Consider the following 14,650-nt stretch of genomic DNA (forward strand, 5'->3'; position numbering starts at 1 on the left):
TCTCCGAACTACGTCAGCGTGTCACACACCGCGTCGAGTTCGGACTCGACGTCCGAAACCGACTCGCTGACGTCCGAGATGCAGGCCCCGAACGTCACGAGTTGAAGCGCAGAGTCGTATTCGACGAGCCCCGCCCGGTCGAGTTTCGGGAGGTGGATGTGGTGTAGCATGACGATGAGTTCCTCGTCGACGAGGCCGCGGTGCGATGGGTCGCGTTGCGAAAGCGTTCCTGCGAGGCCGAAGAGCGTAACGGGACTGGTTTGGGAACCCAGCTCGACGATAATTTCCCGGCGGCGGTGGTCGCTGAGGATGTCGAATAGCTCGTCGGTAGATGCGGGAGAGCGCTCGGTTGACCCGATCGTACTCATACACGTCTCAACGAACGTCGAGTAGATAAAGAGACACTAGAACTCAGATCGAAACAACACAAAAATTCCGTCTCTGCCTCCATATTTTCACTAATATATACTAGTTGAACAACTTTCGTTCAATTTAGTCCAGACGTTTTGAATATCCGATGACTCCTACTATCCGCATGGTCTCCTTCGACCGAGAGCGAACGGAAGATAGGGCAATCGAGCTTATGACAGAACTCTCTCTGACCGAGTATGAGGCCCGCACGTTCGTTGGCTTACTTCGGCTCGGGCGAGGGAGCGCGAAAGAAGTGAGCGACACCGTCGAAGTTCCCCGCTCGCGGGTGTACGACGCGGTGGAGTCGCTCCACGAGATGGGGCTGGTGGACATCCGCTACGGGACGCCGAAGCAGTTCATTCCCGTCTCCCGCGAGACGACGGTCCGGAAGTTCGAGGTGAAGTACGAAGACCTGACCGAGGAGCTTTCGACGACGTTGGAGCGGCTGAATCCCACAGGGGCGATGACCGAACAGATTGGCGTCTGGACGGTCACCGGAACAGAGAACATCAATCGGCGTATCGTCGAGTTCGTCAACGACGCGAAGGCCGAAATCGTGTTCATGACCGACGCCTCGCTGTTGTCGACTGACATCGTCGAATCGCTCACCGCAGCGGAAAAACGGGACGTTGGCGTTCACCTGGTCGGCGTCACAGAGGAGACGACAGACACCGAGACCGTGCAGCCAGATTCCAGTGTCGTCGAGGCGCTTTGGGCGTGGTCTGGGTCACACATCTCTCGCTTGCTGCTCGTCAACGACGAAGTCACGCTCGTGAGCGTCGAGCGCCCGGTCGACGACACGGAGACTGTCGAGGTCGCAATCTGGGGCCGCGGGACCAAGAACAACCTCGTGGTCGTCCTGCGGACGATATTCGCTGTCCAGTTCGGTGAAGACCGAGACACGGTCGAACTGGATACAGACCTGCTCGAAACGACCGAAGAGACAGACCTCGACGGGTAAACGACACCCACGAGACGGGTGTGAATTAATCCACAGCACATCAGGCAGACACATCCATTCGAGACATAATCGCGCAACCACACACTTTTGGCCCGCCTAAAAATCGAAGAAGGTAAATTGTTTTAGGTTAGCCTAAACAGTATGCAGAGAGAAAATGCAGGTGAGAGCGGCCCGACGCGCCGCGAGTATCTGGCGTACGCAGGTGTCGTTGGGAGCGGACTGCTCGCTGGCTGCACAGCGAGCGGCGACGGCGATTCGACCGAGACAGAGACGACCGAAACGGCCGTGACGACAAGCCAGCCCGAGACGGAGACGAAAACCGCCGAACCGGAGTCGGGGTACTCGGTGTCGATGTCTCCTGTGGGTGACGTCGAGTTCGAGTCACCGCCCGAGGATGCGATGGTCATATTCTCCCACTACGCAGACATGGCCGTCGCACTGGGCAAGGCAGACACCGTCAATTCGCTCTACGCACCCAGCTTCGCAGGCCCGGCGCTGGACGCATTCTACAGCCGACTCGACGGCGTTTCGCTGGAGTGGGACGGCCTGCCGGACCCGCTTTCGAACGGCGTCGACAAGGAGATGCTGTACGAACTCGACAGCGACGTTCACTTCATCGACCCGTCGTACGTCGTCAAAAACCAAGACAAGTGGAACACCGACGACGTCGCGGAAATCGCCGAGAACGTGGGGCCGTGGTTCGGGAACTACCACAGCGGACTCCACGACAAGCCCGTCTCGGCCTACGCCGACGACTACCAGTACTACTCTCTCTGGGAACTGTTCGAGAAGGTCGCAGCAGTGTATCAAGAACAGGAGCGCTACGAGGCGCTGCGGGCAGTCTACGACGACATGGTGCGCGACATCGAGTCGTCGCTCCCCCCCGAATCGGAGCGTCCGACGGCGGCTCGCGTCACGCTCATCAACGGCACGTTCTACGCGTACAAGCTGAACGCGCCGGGATTCTGGCACGCCGACACGCGGCCGCTCGGTGCGACCGACGCCTTCGCCGACGTCGAGTGGGAGGGGACGTGGGGCATGTTCGACTACGAGACCATGCTCGAAACCGACCCCGACGTCATCCTGCACCTCTGGGGGATGTCGCCGGGCTACTATATCGACGACATCCGGGAGGAGGTCGCAAACGACCCGGTCGGCAGCCAACTCTCTGCGATTCAGAACGACCGCTTCTTCGCCGGTGGCGTCCGCTTCCAAGGCCCACTCACGAACCTGTTCCAACTCGAACTGACCGCGAAACAGCTCTATCCCGAGCAGTTCGGCGAGTGGCCAGGCTACTCGCCCGGAGAGCCGTACCCGGAGATTCCCGAAGCAGAACAGTTGTTCGACCGCCAGCGCGTCGCAGACATCGTCAACGGAGACCTGTAACGCGAACCGAACACCCAGCAACGTACACTGAACACCCTACTGTCCCCCATCCAATGTTTGGAACAACACTCGTCGAAATTCGGAACCACATCGAAGAACTCGCCACGGACGACGGCAGCTACGTCATCGTCTGCGGGCGGACAGGTGAACAGCCCGTTCCGACTACCGGACTCACTTTCGAGGACCGAACGACCGCCGAGAACGCCGTTCGGGCCGCGACGCAGTACCGGTCCGCACTTCGGCGATACGACCCCCGCGTGCCGTACTACGACCTGATTGTATCGCAAAGCGACGACGTACGCATGGTGTCGGCCCGACCCAACGGGACGTGGGACACCAAGACCGAACAGGAACGTGGGCCCCCGGTCTTCGAAATCGAGGGAGACGGGGGACAGCAGACCGAGCGCATCGAGTTCTGTCATCGCGTCGCCTCCTCGGTGTTCGAAGCGCTCAGCGATACCGGGCACCGGGCCGTCGAGACGGCGGTCATGGACGCGTACTTCGAACTCGCGGAGACGACATCGAGTCCTGACGAACTCTGCCTGCGACTGCTCGAAAGCATGGCAACAGAGTTGCACTACCGGCTGGAGTCGTCCGAACAGGCTGCGGTGCTCGCTCGCGCCTCGGAGCGTCTCCCCTCGCGACCCGGCGCAGATGGCTCGGTCGAAGCGACGTTAGACGAGATGCAGCGACTCGGGCTCATCGGCTCGTACACCTGCTCTCAGTGGTCGCCGAACCCAGAAGACGGCACGAAGTCGGTCGAAATCACCTTCGGCGAGTACGCGCTCTCGGAACGGGAGGGTCGGCTGCCGGTCCTGCCGGTCATACTTGACCTCTACCGGCGGCGCGGGGCGTCGAAGCCGGTTTCGCTGCACGTCACTCGCGAGGGCGACGAATGGCACGGAAGGCTGGCAGTGTCGGCCGAATCGAAGGGAGTCGGTCTGGCGAGCGTTCCGATTCACTCGAAGATGACCGGGTAGTTCGGTTCGGGTCTGTTCGGAGAAGGAAAGTAAGGGAAGGGTAGGGAAGGACTGACGCCGTCGCTGGGGACGACGAGGGACGCGCGCTGTGACAGTTGAGTTTGGGACATACCAACCGAATTTGAAAGGGGGTTTCACTCGTTTTTGCACACAGACAGTGGCATCCGAACACGCTCGAACGGGTGAGTCCCACGCCCGAGCCGACGCAGAACCGATATCGTCCCAGAGGCAGCAGTGGCGGCAGGCCGCTCGGCAAGGACTCGCGCTCTGGGGACTGGTCGTACTGGGATGGCTGGTGGTCCCTGCCGACCATCCAGCCCAGATTGCCGTCGGATTCGGCGGGATGTATGCAGCGATTCTCTTCGCAGTGGCGCTCTACTTCGGGTATCGAGGAGGCGAGACCGCGGCGTGTGTTCGAAAGGTAGTGGGCTGTAGAGTCGGTCTCCGGCGGTCTCGCTGCCAGTGTGACTCGTAACTCCCAGTCGAGTCCGAGAAATCGAGCGCGACCGCTGATTCGGGTCCGAGAGAAGAGACGTTACGCCGTTGCGCCCGCTCGCATGCTGTGTAAGCCGTCTTCGCCAGTCGCGTCGAGCAGTTCGCGGTAGCGCTTCCGAATCGTCACCTCGCTGATGTCGGTCGCCTCGCTGACTTCGCTTTGGGTCAGTTCTTCGTCCGCGATGAGCGCACCGGCGTAGATGGCCGCGGCGGCAAGTCCGACCGGGCTCTTTCCGCTGTGGATACTCTCTCGTTTCGCCGTCTGGAGGAGCGTCCGAGCGTATCGCTCGACTGCGTCGTCGACACCGAGTTCGGAGACGAACCGCGGGAGGTACTGCGCCGGGTCCGCGGGCCGAATGTCGAGTCCCAGTTCACGGGAGATGTAGCGGTAGGTTCGCGTGAGTTCCAATTTGTCGACGCGGGAGACGTGCTGGACTTCGTCGAGCGACCGCGGAACGCCGACCTGTCGCGCGGCGGCATAGATAGCCGCCGTGGCGACGCCCTCGATAGAGCGACCCGGAAGCAGGCCGTCGTCGAGTGCGCGGCGGTAGATGACCGACGCAGTCTCGCGGACGGTGTCTGGGAGACCGAGCGCCGAACCCATGCGCTCGACTTCGCCGAGCGCTTGTTTGAGATTCCGCTCTTTCGAGTCGCGGGTGCGATAGCGCTCGTTCCACGTGCGGAGTCGCTGCATCTTCTGGCGCTGCCGCGACGACAGGGAGTTTCCGTAAGCGTCACGGTCCTGCCAGCCGATGTTGGTCGACAGCCCGTTGTCGTGCATCAGGTTCGTCGTCGGCGACCCGACGCGGGATTTCTGGTCGCGCTCTGCGGCGTCGAACGCCCGCCACTCGGGACCGCGGTCGACAGCGTCCTCGCGGACGACTTCGCCCGTCTCGGGGTCGACCCACTCACCATGCTGTTCGTCGTAGACGAGGTCGTCGTCGTCCATCGCCGACTCGGCTCGCGTTCGCACGACGTCGCGTGACTCGCTGTTTGCGGACGACTCGACACGACTCCCTGCGGAACGCCAACTGATTCGCTTCGTCTCGGACATTGAGGTACCTCTTCGTTCCGGCGTCTGGCTAATGGAATCTCGTTTGGGACATTCCAACTGGACAGTCTATCGGGCTACTTCGCGAGGAAGGAATCGACTGCCGCGACGACGCGTTCCGGGGTCTCACTGGGGCCGCTGTGGCTGACGCCGTCGAATTCGACGAACCGACTTCGGGGCAGTGTTTCGTGAACACTGCGGGCGCTCTCGCGGAGGAAGTCCGGGCCAGCGGTCCCTGAGAGGACGAGAACCGGAGCATCTACGTCGAGTTGGTCGGGGAGTCGGTACTGTTCGACAGCGCGGTTCATTCGAATGACTTCCTCGACGAGGTCGACACACTGGGGCCACACCGGCCAGTCGTCGAGCCACGCGTCGAGGTCGGCGAGACCATCCGGGTGGAGCACCATCTCGATGTAGCGTTTGATAGCCTCGCCGGGGCGACCGACCTCGACCAAATCTGCCATTCGGTCGGCGAGGTCGGCCTCGCGGCGGAAGTCGTCTGGGAGAATCGCCGGTTCGTAGGCGACCACTGCCTCGACATCTACCTCGCTGGCTGCCTCGATAGCCGTGAGTGCGCCGAAAGAGTGCCCAAACAGGATTGGGTCGCCATCGACGGCGTCGGCGAGTGCCCGGACGTAGTCGACTTCTCGCGCCAGTACGTCGGCAGCGCTTGTCTCCTCGGGGTCGTCGAGACAGGTGCCGAACCCCGGTCGCTGGGGGACGACTGCGGCGTAGTCGTCCAGGTGGGGAAGGACCGGATGCCAGTACTCTTTGGGGGCCATTCCCCCGTGGAGCAACAGCATCGGTTGTCCGTCGCCGTGTCGTTCGTACGCAACCTCGATTTCGTCGACCGAGTGTGATGACTGCATTGCACTCCGTGTTGGGCCGTGCCCCGGCTAAGCCGTTCTCTCAGTGGTTCGGCCGTTTAAGTGGTGGCGGGAATCACGGGGGCTGCGTCTCGATGCCGCTTCGACACGTCCATCACTTTCGAGAGGGACCGGAGTCCATGGGACTCGTCGCCGAGTTCGAGATTGATTGCGATGCACTCCCGCTCACTGGGGTCGCCGCGGCGGTACCCGAAGCGACGGTCGTCCTCCAACTCCAGTTCAACCACGGTCCCCGGCCGATGTTTCTCGTCACCGTGACCGACGGGCCAAAACAGGCCGTCGAACAGGCGTTCGACGACGCCTACGATGTCGCGGAGTGGTCGCTCGTCGGAACGGCCGGAGCGACGCGACGCTATCAGGCACGGCCAGCCCTGAGTTTCGAAGCACAACTCGGCGACGCTATCGACGACCTTGGCGAACTCGAAGCCCTCGCTCGGGCCGACGCCATTATCGAACGAATCGAAGTCCAGAAAGACGGGTGGAGACAGACCGGGTGGTTCGCTGACCGCGAGGAGTTCGGCGCGTTCTCGTCGTTCTGGCAGCACCACGCCGGATTTCGACTGTGTCGTCTTACCCATGACGGCGAGTCCGAATCGTCCGGGAGCGGCTTGACCGACTGTCAACAGGAGGCGCTCCGAATCGCCTACGAACGCGGCTACTTCGAAATCCCGCGCCGAACGTCGCTCGAAGAAATCGCGACAGAACTCGGTATCTCTCCCTCGTCGGCGTCCGAGCGGCTCAGGCGAGCGCAAACGCAACTCGTCGAAGAGACAGTCGCACCGACGTGGCCGCCGCTTCCCGACTAAGCTACGGGCGAGTGCTTAGAGTTCGACGTCGAACCCTTCGTCGCGGAGGGCAGCTTCGAGACGCGCTCCGTGTTCTCCTTGGAGTTCGATAGCGCCGTCGTCTGAAACCGTTCCACCGACCGCGAGTTGGCTTTTCAGCGTCGACGCGAGCGACGCGAGTTCGTCCGCCGGGAGGTCGAGTCCGGCGACGATAGTGACGGGCTTTCCGTACCGGCGGGTGTCGACGCGAATCGAGGCACGCTGGTTCGACCGGGCGAGGTCGTCTTCGATTCCGAGGTCGTCTGGCAAGCCGGTGATGTCGCTGAATGTGTCCTTTGCCACACTCCTGAGTAGGAAGGGAGAGCCAATGACGACTCGTTTGGAATGTACCAATCCGAGGGAGAACCCTGATTAGGCGCTGAGTTCGAGTTCGGCAGGGTCGATGCGGTCTTCGACTTCGGTGCCAAGCGTGTCGGAGACGAACTGCTGGGCTAACCACGCCTCGGCGCGCGTCAGGCGGTACTGGAGCGTCGAGTTCGGCACGTCGAGTTCGTTCGAAATCTCTTGGACGGTGTTGCGTCGCGGCGTCTCGTAGTACCCGTATTCGACCGCTGCTTCGAGGGCGGCCTGTTGCTCCGGCGGGAGGCCGTCCGGACCGACGCCCGCTTCGAGCCAGCACTCGGGTTCGCTGATGCGCTGGACGCTGAGCGAGAGGTCGTCGCTCAGCGCATCGTGGACCTCTTCGTAAATCTCGCCGACCGTGTCGTCGTCGTCGATGAGGAGTCGCCACTGATACTGGTTGCCCCGACGCTCGGCTTGCATCAGGAGGCCGTCGCCGATGTGTTTCGCCGCGATGTGCGGAATCGAGTGGACGCCGTCGCCCTCCTCGCGGAAGGAGTAGACGATTCGCTTGTCGGGGGTGCGAGAGAGAACTTCGAAATCCCACTCGACGACCGGCGCGCCACACATTCCCTTGACGCCGTCGCAGTGGGTGACGTATTCGGTGATGTCGTCGAACTGTTCGAGAACCTCGGTCGGCCCCGTAAGCCGGTCGAGACGCCACATCGACTCGCTTGTCGCGTGGATGGCCATCGTCTTCGAGTGCAACCCCGGATTCTCGATGAAGAGGTCCATCAACTCGTCGACGCCCTCCTCGTATTCGATAGTAAAGACGAACTCGCGCATGTTGCTGGTGTATTCGGCTCCATGCCTATAGCCTTGGTTGGAATATTCCAACTGGCTTGCTGCAGAGTGCTCGCGCAGCGACAGGTCTCGGAATACTCCAAGCGAGGACTGAGGGGCCTTGCGAACGAAGAACGAATCGGATGAGCGACCGATGGGCCACCCTCACCGACGCGCCGCTTTCGTGTTACGACTGCGGGCACTCGTACTGGTACGTCGGCGACGGACCACACGACGGACGCTGCCCACGTTGCGGTTCGCGACTTGTCTCACCCGCAGGCGACCTCCGAATCGTGAACACGCAACCGGTCGATGCCGAAGACGACACAGCAGGCGTCCAACTCGTCGGACGCGACGACTCGGGGCGGCTGTTTCAGTACTGGCTCTGCACGGATAGCGACGAGCGTGCCCGCTGCACCCGAATCGACATCTGCGGCAACCGAGTTCCGCACGGAGACGAAGGCGGATACCCACCCGAATTCTTCCCACCGGCAGTTCAAGACGCCGCCACCGAGGCCGGACTGGTCGTTCCAGACGGACCATACGGCGAGTGACAGTCAGGCGGTGTCAGCCCCCCAATCCACCTCGGTGGCAAAAATTTCAACTCGGAGAGTGATTGCGTGAACTATACCAACCAGAGTCCCCACTGATACCGTATGTCACACGACAGGGTGACGGTCTCACTCGACGCCGACGCTCGGGCGGCGCTCGAAGACCTGACGAGCCGCACCGGCGTCGGGCAAAGCGAGATGGTTCGCCGGGCGCTCGCGTTCTACGCCGCGAACTTTCAGGCGGCAACCACCGATACCAGCGCGAACCTGCAAGATTACCACGAGATGCTCTCGGGGGGCGAACACGTCCTCCTCGACATCGACTTCCTGCACTGCTTTCTCGACTTCGTCGAGGGTGAAGACGGCAAACCCGACCCGAAGTTCCTCGAAGGTGCCGACCAAGTATCGGACTACCACGCCCACGAATACGACGGCGAGTTTGACTCACTCGGTGAGCTACTGGAGTGGCTCTCGCTCTGTGGCTTTCTCACGGTTCGGCGGAGCGAAGAGAACACCTACCACGTCGTCTACCCGTCCGAGCAACTTCGGTGGTTCATGACCCGATTTATCGAACGGAGCGTCGTCAATCTCCCTTTCACCGTCGATATCGAAGAGGGGCTTACGAAGGTGCTGATGACCGAGACACCCAAGTGACTGCGACCTATTTATTCATTCTTCATACTCGTTCATAACTATTCATACGCGGTCGACACCACCTCATACGGCGCACACACGCCATGAGACACGATAACAAGAGACTATATAGGCCCGCCATACAGAGGCATTAGCATGTCAGAGGGTGACAGATTCCAAGACGCGCTCAGACGGCGGCGGTTCATGCGGCTCGCTGGAATGGCGGGCGTCGCTGGGCTGGCGGGATGTATCGGACAAGAAGACGTCCAAGAAGGCGGAAACACCGGCGGAAGCGGTGACAGTGGAAACGGTGGCGACTCCGGCGGCGACACCACCGAAAGCGGCGGTGGTGGCGACGAATCCAGCGGAGAACCCGTCGACGTGGGCGTGGTCATCCCGTTCAGCGGCGACCTCTCGGACTTCGGCGGTCCGATGATGAACGCGCTGCGGATGGCTCAAAAGGACATCAACGCGGCTGGCGGCCCCCTCGGTCGGGAACTCAAGCTTCACGACGAGGACTCGGGTACCGACTCGACGCAGGGCGTCAACGCGGCGAACAAGCTCGTCGACACCAACGGCGTGAGCGCGGTCATCGGCGCCGTCTCGTCGGGCGTCACGATTTCCATCGCGAAGTCGGTCACAATCCCGAACGAGGTCCTGCACATCACCTCGGCGTCCTCGTCGCCGAGTATCAGCACGCTCGACGACGACGACCTCGTGTTCCGAACGCGGACGAACGACCGCTTCGTCGCCAAGGTGATGGCGAGAATCATCGAAGACCAGGGCGTCGAGAAGGCGTCGGTCGTCTTCATCAACAACGACTTCGGCGAGGCGCTCGCCGATACGTTCGAATCGTCGTTCTCGGGGACGACCACGACCACGGTCGGATACGAATCCGGCCAGTCGTCCTACCAGCAGGTCCTCGCGAAGGCGTTCGAGGACGACCCCGGATTCGTCGCGTTCGCGGGCTACCCCGAAAGCGGGACGACCATGCTCAGCCAGTGGGCCGAAGAGGGCTACGGCGGCAACTGGGTGCTGCACACCAGTCTGCTCTCAGAGGACGTTATCTCGAACGTCGGCGCGGAAGTTATGAACGACATGTACGGCGTCCGAACCAAGCCACCGAGCGGCGGCGCGACCGAGTCGTTCGTCTCCGACTACCAGGAGGCCTACCCCGACGCGCAGGTGTTCGACCCCTACTCGTGGAACTCCTACGACGCACTCGTCTCGTACGCGCTCGCCGTCGAGAAGGCCGGAACCACCGACGCCGCCGAGGTCAAGAAAGCGATGCGCGAGGTCTCGAACTCGCCCGGAGAGGCCGTCGGCTACACCGAGTTCGGTGCTGGCGCGGATAAAATCGGTGCTGGCACGGACATCGACTACAGCGGCCCCAGCGGCAACGTCAACTACGACGACAACGGGGACGTGGCGAGTGACATGGTCATCGTCCAGGTCGAAGACGGGACGTTCGCGAACAAGGACACGATTCCGGCAGACGAACTCGTCTAACACACATGTTCCATCTTTCCGACGTACGCAACACAGCCCAGTCACGACTGTCGCGAAGGTCGCGCCGCCGACCGTCGCGAGACCCCCGCTCACGACCGGTACGGAGGTCCTATGAGTGAGGAGCGCCGGGTCGGCGTCGACATCGGCGGGACGTTCACCGACATCGTCACCATCCACGACGGAACGGTGAACGTCTCGAAGACGCCATCGACCCCCTCGAACCCGGACGAAGGCGTCATCAACGGCCTCACCAAGGTCAGCGACCGCGACGACTTCGACCTCTCGGAAATCGGCTTTCTCGCCCACGGGACGACCGTCGCTACCAACGCCGTCCTCGAAGGCGAGTGGGCCGATACCGCCCTCGTCACCACCGAGGGCTTCCGCGACGTACTCGAAATCGGCCGCCAAGCACGGCCCGACATCTACGACTTTCAGGTCGAAAAACCGACGCCAGTCGTCGAGCGAGACCGCCGTTACGAGGTGCGCGAACGCCTCGACGAGCGCGGGAACGTCCTCACCGAACTCGACGAATCGGACGTGCGCGACCTCGCGGCCGACCTCGTCGAGGCCGACGTGGACAGCGTCGCCATCAGCCTGCTGTACGCCTTCGAGGACGACAGCCACGAACAGCGCGTTCGGGACATCCTCGCCGAAGAGGGCCTCGACGCGACCTACTCGCTTTCGAGTGGAGTCCTCCCCGAGATTCGCGAGTACGAGCGCACCCTCACCACGGCGCTAAACGGGTCGCTCAAACCGGTGATGGACCGCTACATCGGCAACCTCGAATCGAAGGTCGAAGCCGAGGGCGTCGGCGCGGAGCTGAAGATTATGCAGTCCAACGGCGGCATCATCACCGCCGATATTGCCCGCGAGCGCCCGGTCAACACCCTGCTTTCCGGCCCCGCCGGTGGCGTACAGGGCGCGACCTACGTCTCCGGTCTCTCCGACGAATCCAACCTCATCACGATGGACATGGGCGGCACGTCCTGCGACGTGTCGCTCGTCGAAGACGGCACGCCGCTGGTCTCGACCGACACCGAAGTCGGCGACTACCCGGTGTCGGTTCCGACCATCGACATCCACACCGTGGGCGCGGGCGGCGGCTCTATCGCGTGGATTGACGCCGGTGGCGCGCTGCGCGTCGGCCCGAAATCCGCGGGCGCAGACCCCGGTCCAATCTGTTACGGTCGCGGCGGCGAGCAACCGACCATCACGGACGCGAACCTGCTTCTCGGCCGTATCGACCCCGGCGCGTTCCTCTCTGGGGAACTCGACGTGGAACTCGAAGACGTGCGCCGAACCGTCGAGGAGGAAATCGCCGACCCGCTCGATATGTCGGTGACGGAAGCCGCACAGGGAATCCTCGATGTCGCCAACGCGAACATGGCGCGGGCGCTCCGGGTCGTCTCTGTCGAACGCGGCTACGACCCCCGCGAGTTCGGTCTCGTCGCCTTCGGCGGCGCTGGCCCGCTGCACGCCTGCAAACTCGCCGAGGAACTCGACATTCCGAAAGTCATCGTCCCCCGGACGGCGGGGGTCCTCTCAGCGCTCGGGTTGCTCATCAGCGACATCCTCTACGACTACAGCACCTCACGAGTGCGTCCGTGGGCGGACGTGTCGCCTGCAGACCTGCACGCTCAGTTCGACGAGTTCGCCGCCGAGGGGCGCGAGCGCCTCGACTCCGAGGACCTCGACGCGGACGCGATGCAGTTCGAGCGCACCGTGGACCTGCGCTATGCGGGACAGGCGTTCGAACTCTCCGTCTCCGTTCCCGAAGGCGACCTCGACGCAGACGCGATGGAGACGATTGCCGAGCGCTTCCACGAGCGCCACCGGCAGCGCTACGGACACGCCTACCCCGAAGAACCGGTCGAACTCGTCACCATCCGACTCCGGGCGCGTGGCGTGGTTGAGACGCCTGACCTCCGCCCCGCAGAGACGGGTGGCTCGGTCGAGGCTGCCGTCACCGACACCCGCGAGGTTGTCTACGACGGCGAACCCACGGAGACGCCGATTTACGACCGCGACGCGCTGCCAATCGGCTCCTCGTTCGAGGGTCCCGCGGTCGTCAGCGGGGTCGAGAGCACAGTCGTCATCCACCCCGGCCAGCGGGTGTCGGTCGACGACTTCGGCAGTCTCCACGTGGAGGTGAACCAATGAGCATCGATTCAGTCACGCTCGAAGTCATCAGAAACGCCTGTATCGCCATCGCCGAGGAGATGAACGCGAACCTGATTCGCACCGGCTACTCGCCGAACATCAAGGAACGACGCGACTGCTCGTGTGCGATGTTCGACGCCGACGCCGAACTCATCAGCCAGGCGGAGAACATGCCCGTCCACCTCGGCGCGATGCCGTTCTCGGTGGCTGCGGCCATCGACCGCTATCCACCCGAGACACTGGAAGAAGGCGACGCGATAATCCTCAACGACCCCTTCCGCGGGGGCGCGCACCTCCCGGACCTCACGCTCGTCACGCCAATCTTCGTCGACGGCGACATCGTCGCCTACGCGGCGAACCGCGCCCACCACGCCGACATCGGCGGGGCGCGGGCTGGCAGTGTCGCCGCCGACTCGACCGAAATCTACCAAGAGGGCCTTCGCATCCCGCCGGTGAAGCTGTTCGCCGGTGGCGAGGTGAACGAGCCGGTCATGGAGATGATTCTGTCGAACGTCCGGACGCCGGACGAACGCCGCGGCGACCTCCGAGCGCAGGAGGCCGCCAACCAGACCGGCAAACGGCGCTTTACCGAACTCGTCGAGAAGTACGGCGTCGAGACGCTCACGGAGGCACTCGCGGAGATTAAAGACTACTCCGAGCGCCGGATGCGCTCGGAAATCGAGTCGCTTCCGGACGGGACCTACTCGTTCGAAGACGTGCTCGACGACGACGGCGCGGGCAACGAGAACCTGCCCGTCGTGGTGGAGTTGGAGGTCGACGGCGACTCGGTCCACGTGGATTTCGAAGGCACCGCACCGCAGACAGACGGCCCGATAAACGCCGTCTTCGCGGTGACCGCGAGCGCGACCTATTACGCGGTTCGCTGCGTGACCGACCCGGATATCCCGCCGAACCACGGCTGTTATCGACCCATCGACATCCACGCACCCGAGGGGACCATCGTCAACCCGACGCTCCCCGCGGCCGTCGTCGGCGGGAACCTCGAAACCTCCCAGCGCGTCACGGACGTGGTGCTTGGAGCCTTCGGGAACGAAGTGCCAGAGCGGGTCGTCGCGGCCGGGCAGGGCACGATGAACAACATCACCTTCGGCGGCACCGACCCGCGCGACGACTCGCCGTATGCCTTCTACGAGACGCAGGGCGGCGGCTTCGGCGGTCGCACCGGGAAAGACGGCATGGACGGCGTCCACGTCCACATGTCGAACACGATGAACACGCCCATCGAGGTGCTGGAGACGGCCTACCCGCTTCGGGTGACGCGCTACGAACTCCGGCAGGACTCGGGCGGTGCGGGCGAGTTCCGCGGCGGCCTCGGCCTCCGGCGGGACATCCAGGTCCGTGACCACCACGCGACCTTTAGCTTGCTCGCCGAGCGCCACCGCAGCACCCCGTACGGACTCGCAGGCGGCGAATCCGGCGGCAACGGCGCGGCCTACCTCATCGACGGCGACGAGGAGAAACTGCCCGAGAAATCGACGCACGTGCTCGAACCCGACCAAATCGTGAGCGTTCGGACGCCCGGCGCGGGTGGCTACGGCGACCCCGACGACCGCGACCCCGAGGCTATCGCTCGGGACCTTCGGCTCGGCAAGGTATCGCCCGAATTCGCCCGCGAGCACTACGACTACGAGGACTAAC

Annotated in this window: 15 protein-coding genes; 10 read left to right on the forward strand and 5 right to left on the reverse strand. The window is 63.1% G+C overall.

All coding sequences use genetic code 11. The features are described from left to right. Nucleotides 1–8: 8 nt before the first annotated feature. Nucleotides 9–368, reverse strand: a complete 360-nt coding sequence (locus C453_RS18610) for a DUF7344 domain-containing protein (RefSeq protein WP_008327033.1) — start codon at nt 366–368, stop codon at nt 9–11. Between the two features lie 167 nt (nt 369–535). On the opposite strand from C453_RS18610, the gene C453_RS18615 reads away from it, so the two are divergent. The 4 genes from C453_RS18615 to C453_RS20070 all read left to right on the forward strand — a co-directional run bounded on the left by C453_RS18615 (nt 536) and on the right by C453_RS20070 (nt 4,213). Then, the gene (locus C453_RS18615; protein WP_008327035.1) at nt 536–1,372 is read left to right on the forward strand and encodes a TrmB family transcriptional regulator; all 837 of its coding nucleotides are present in this window, start codon (nt 536–538) and stop codon (nt 1,370–1,372) included. Between the two features lie 141 nt (nt 1,373–1,513). Then, complete coding sequence (locus C453_RS18620; protein ID WP_008327038.1) at nt 1,514–2,758, forward strand: ABC transporter substrate-binding protein; 1,245 nt, start codon at nt 1,514–1,516, stop codon at nt 2,756–2,758. Nucleotides 2,759–2,811: 53 nt separating this feature from the next. Then, nucleotides 2,812–3,738: a DUF7551 domain-containing protein gene (locus tag C453_RS18625; RefSeq protein ID WP_008327040.1), complete on the forward strand. Its 927-nt coding sequence runs from the start codon at nt 2,812–2,814 to the stop codon at nt 3,736–3,738. Between the two features lie 157 nt (nt 3,739–3,895). Then, entirely contained in the window at nt 3,896–4,213 is a 318-nt protein-coding gene (locus C453_RS20070; protein ID WP_008327041.1) for a hypothetical protein, read from the forward strand. A gap of 60 nt (nt 4,214–4,273) precedes the next feature. Here the strand turns inward: C453_RS20070 and C453_RS18630 are convergent, their stop codons facing one another. Both C453_RS18630 and C453_RS18635 read right to left on the reverse strand, forming a co-directional pair. Beyond that, nucleotides 4,274–5,287 (reverse strand): transcription initiation factor IIB, encoded by a 1,014-nt coding sequence (locus tag C453_RS18630; protein ID WP_008327043.1) that lies wholly within the window; start codon nt 5,285–5,287, stop codon nt 4,274–4,276. 74 nt (nt 5,288–5,361) lie between these two features. Next, nucleotides 5,362–6,153, reverse strand: coding sequence for an alpha/beta fold hydrolase (locus C453_RS18635; protein ID WP_008327051.1), 792 nt, complete (start codon nt 6,151–6,153; stop codon nt 5,362–5,364). A gap of 137 nt (nt 6,154–6,290) precedes the next feature. On the opposite strand from C453_RS18635, the gene C453_RS18640 reads away from it, so the two are divergent. After that, complete coding sequence (locus tag C453_RS18640; RefSeq protein WP_008327052.1) at nt 6,291–6,977, forward strand: helix-turn-helix domain-containing protein; 687 nt, start codon at nt 6,291–6,293, stop codon at nt 6,975–6,977. Nucleotides 6,978–6,992: 15 nt separating this feature from the next. On the opposite strand, the gene C453_RS18645 is transcribed toward C453_RS18640, so the two are convergent. Further along, a complete protein-coding gene (locus tag C453_RS18645) occupies nt 6,993–7,298 on the reverse strand; it encodes an SUI1 family translation initiation factor (RefSeq protein ID WP_008327054.1) in 306 nt (101 codons plus the stop codon). 69 nt (nt 7,299–7,367) lie between these two features. Next, the gene (locus C453_RS18650) at nt 7,368–8,141 is read right to left on the reverse strand and encodes a helix-turn-helix domain-containing protein (protein WP_008327058.1); all 774 of its coding nucleotides are present in this window, start codon (nt 8,139–8,141) and stop codon (nt 7,368–7,370) included. A gap of 140 nt (nt 8,142–8,281) precedes the next feature. On the opposite strand from C453_RS18650, the gene C453_RS18655 reads away from it, so the two are divergent. The 5 genes from C453_RS18655 (at nt 8,282) to C453_RS18675 (ending at nt 14,649) form a co-directional block, all read left to right on the forward strand. Next, nucleotides 8,282–8,692 (forward strand): hypothetical protein, encoded by a 411-nt coding sequence (locus C453_RS18655; RefSeq protein WP_008327059.1) that lies wholly within the window; start codon nt 8,282–8,284, stop codon nt 8,690–8,692. A 102-nt stretch (nt 8,693–8,794) separates the two neighbouring features. Beyond that, nucleotides 8,795–9,343 carry a ribbon-helix-helix protein, CopG family gene (locus C453_RS18660; protein WP_049907898.1) on the forward strand — a complete coding sequence of 183 codons (549 nt, stop codon included), beginning with the start codon at nt 8,795–8,797 and terminating at the stop codon, nt 9,341–9,343. 135 nt (nt 9,344–9,478) lie between these two features. Continuing rightward, nucleotides 9,479–10,831, forward strand: a complete 1,353-nt coding sequence (locus C453_RS18665; protein WP_241430794.1) for an ABC transporter substrate-binding protein — start codon at nt 9,479–9,481, stop codon at nt 10,829–10,831. Between the two features lie 111 nt (nt 10,832–10,942). Beyond that, nucleotides 10,943–12,991, forward strand: coding sequence for a hydantoinase/oxoprolinase family protein (locus tag C453_RS18670; RefSeq protein ID WP_008327065.1), 2,049 nt, complete (start codon nt 10,943–10,945; stop codon nt 12,989–12,991). Further along, nucleotides 12,988–14,649 (forward strand): hydantoinase B/oxoprolinase family protein, encoded by a 1,662-nt coding sequence (locus C453_RS18675; protein ID WP_008327068.1) that lies wholly within the window; start codon nt 12,988–12,990, stop codon nt 14,647–14,649. The genes C453_RS18670 and C453_RS18675 overlap by 4 nt, the downstream gene beginning before the upstream one ends. Nucleotide 14,650: the final 1 nt, after the last annotated feature.

The organism is Haloferax elongans ATCC BAA-1513, from assembly GCF_000336755.1.
Taxonomy (GTDB): Archaea; Halobacteriota; Halobacteria; order Halobacteriales; family Haloferacaceae; genus Haloferax; species Haloferax elongans.

Coding starts and splice junctions, on each gene's coding strand:
- C453_RS18660 (WP_049907898.1), top strand. CDS start 8,795: ATGTCACACGACAGGGTGACGGTCTCACTCGACGCCGACGCTCGGGCG.
- C453_RS18670 (WP_008327065.1), top strand. CDS start 10,943: ATGAGTGAGGAGCGCCGGGTCGGCGTCGACATCGGCGGGACGTTCACC.
- C453_RS18640 (WP_008327052.1), top strand. CDS start 6,291: ATGGGACTCGTCGCCGAGTTCGAGATTGATTGCGATGCACTCCCGCTC.
- C453_RS18635 (WP_008327051.1), bottom strand. CDS start 6,153: ATGCAGTCATCACACTCGGTCGACGAAATCGAGGTTGCGTACGAACGA.
- C453_RS18655 (WP_008327059.1), top strand. CDS start 8,282: ATGAGCGACCGATGGGCCACCCTCACCGACGCGCCGCTTTCGTGTTAC.
- C453_RS18675 (WP_008327068.1), top strand. CDS start 12,988: ATGAGCATCGATTCAGTCACGCTCGAAGTCATCAGAAACGCCTGTATC.
- C453_RS18620 (WP_008327038.1), top strand. CDS start 1,514: ATGCAGAGAGAAAATGCAGGTGAGAGCGGCCCGACGCGCCGCGAGTAT.
- C453_RS18625 (WP_008327040.1), top strand. CDS start 2,812: ATGTTTGGAACAACACTCGTCGAAATTCGGAACCACATCGAAGAACTC.
- C453_RS18650 (WP_008327058.1), bottom strand. CDS start 8,141: ATGCGCGAGTTCGTCTTTACTATCGAATACGAGGAGGGCGTCGACGAG.
- C453_RS18610 (WP_008327033.1), bottom strand. CDS start 368: ATGAGTACGATCGGGTCAACCGAGCGCTCTCCCGCATCTACCGACGAG.
- C453_RS18665 (WP_241430794.1), top strand. CDS start 9,479: ATGTCAGAGGGTGACAGATTCCAAGACGCGCTCAGACGGCGGCGGTTC.
- C453_RS18615 (WP_008327035.1), top strand. CDS start 536: ATGGTCTCCTTCGACCGAGAGCGAACGGAAGATAGGGCAATCGAGCTT.
- C453_RS18630 (WP_008327043.1), bottom strand. CDS start 5,287: ATGTCCGAGACGAAGCGAATCAGTTGGCGTTCCGCAGGGAGTCGTGTC.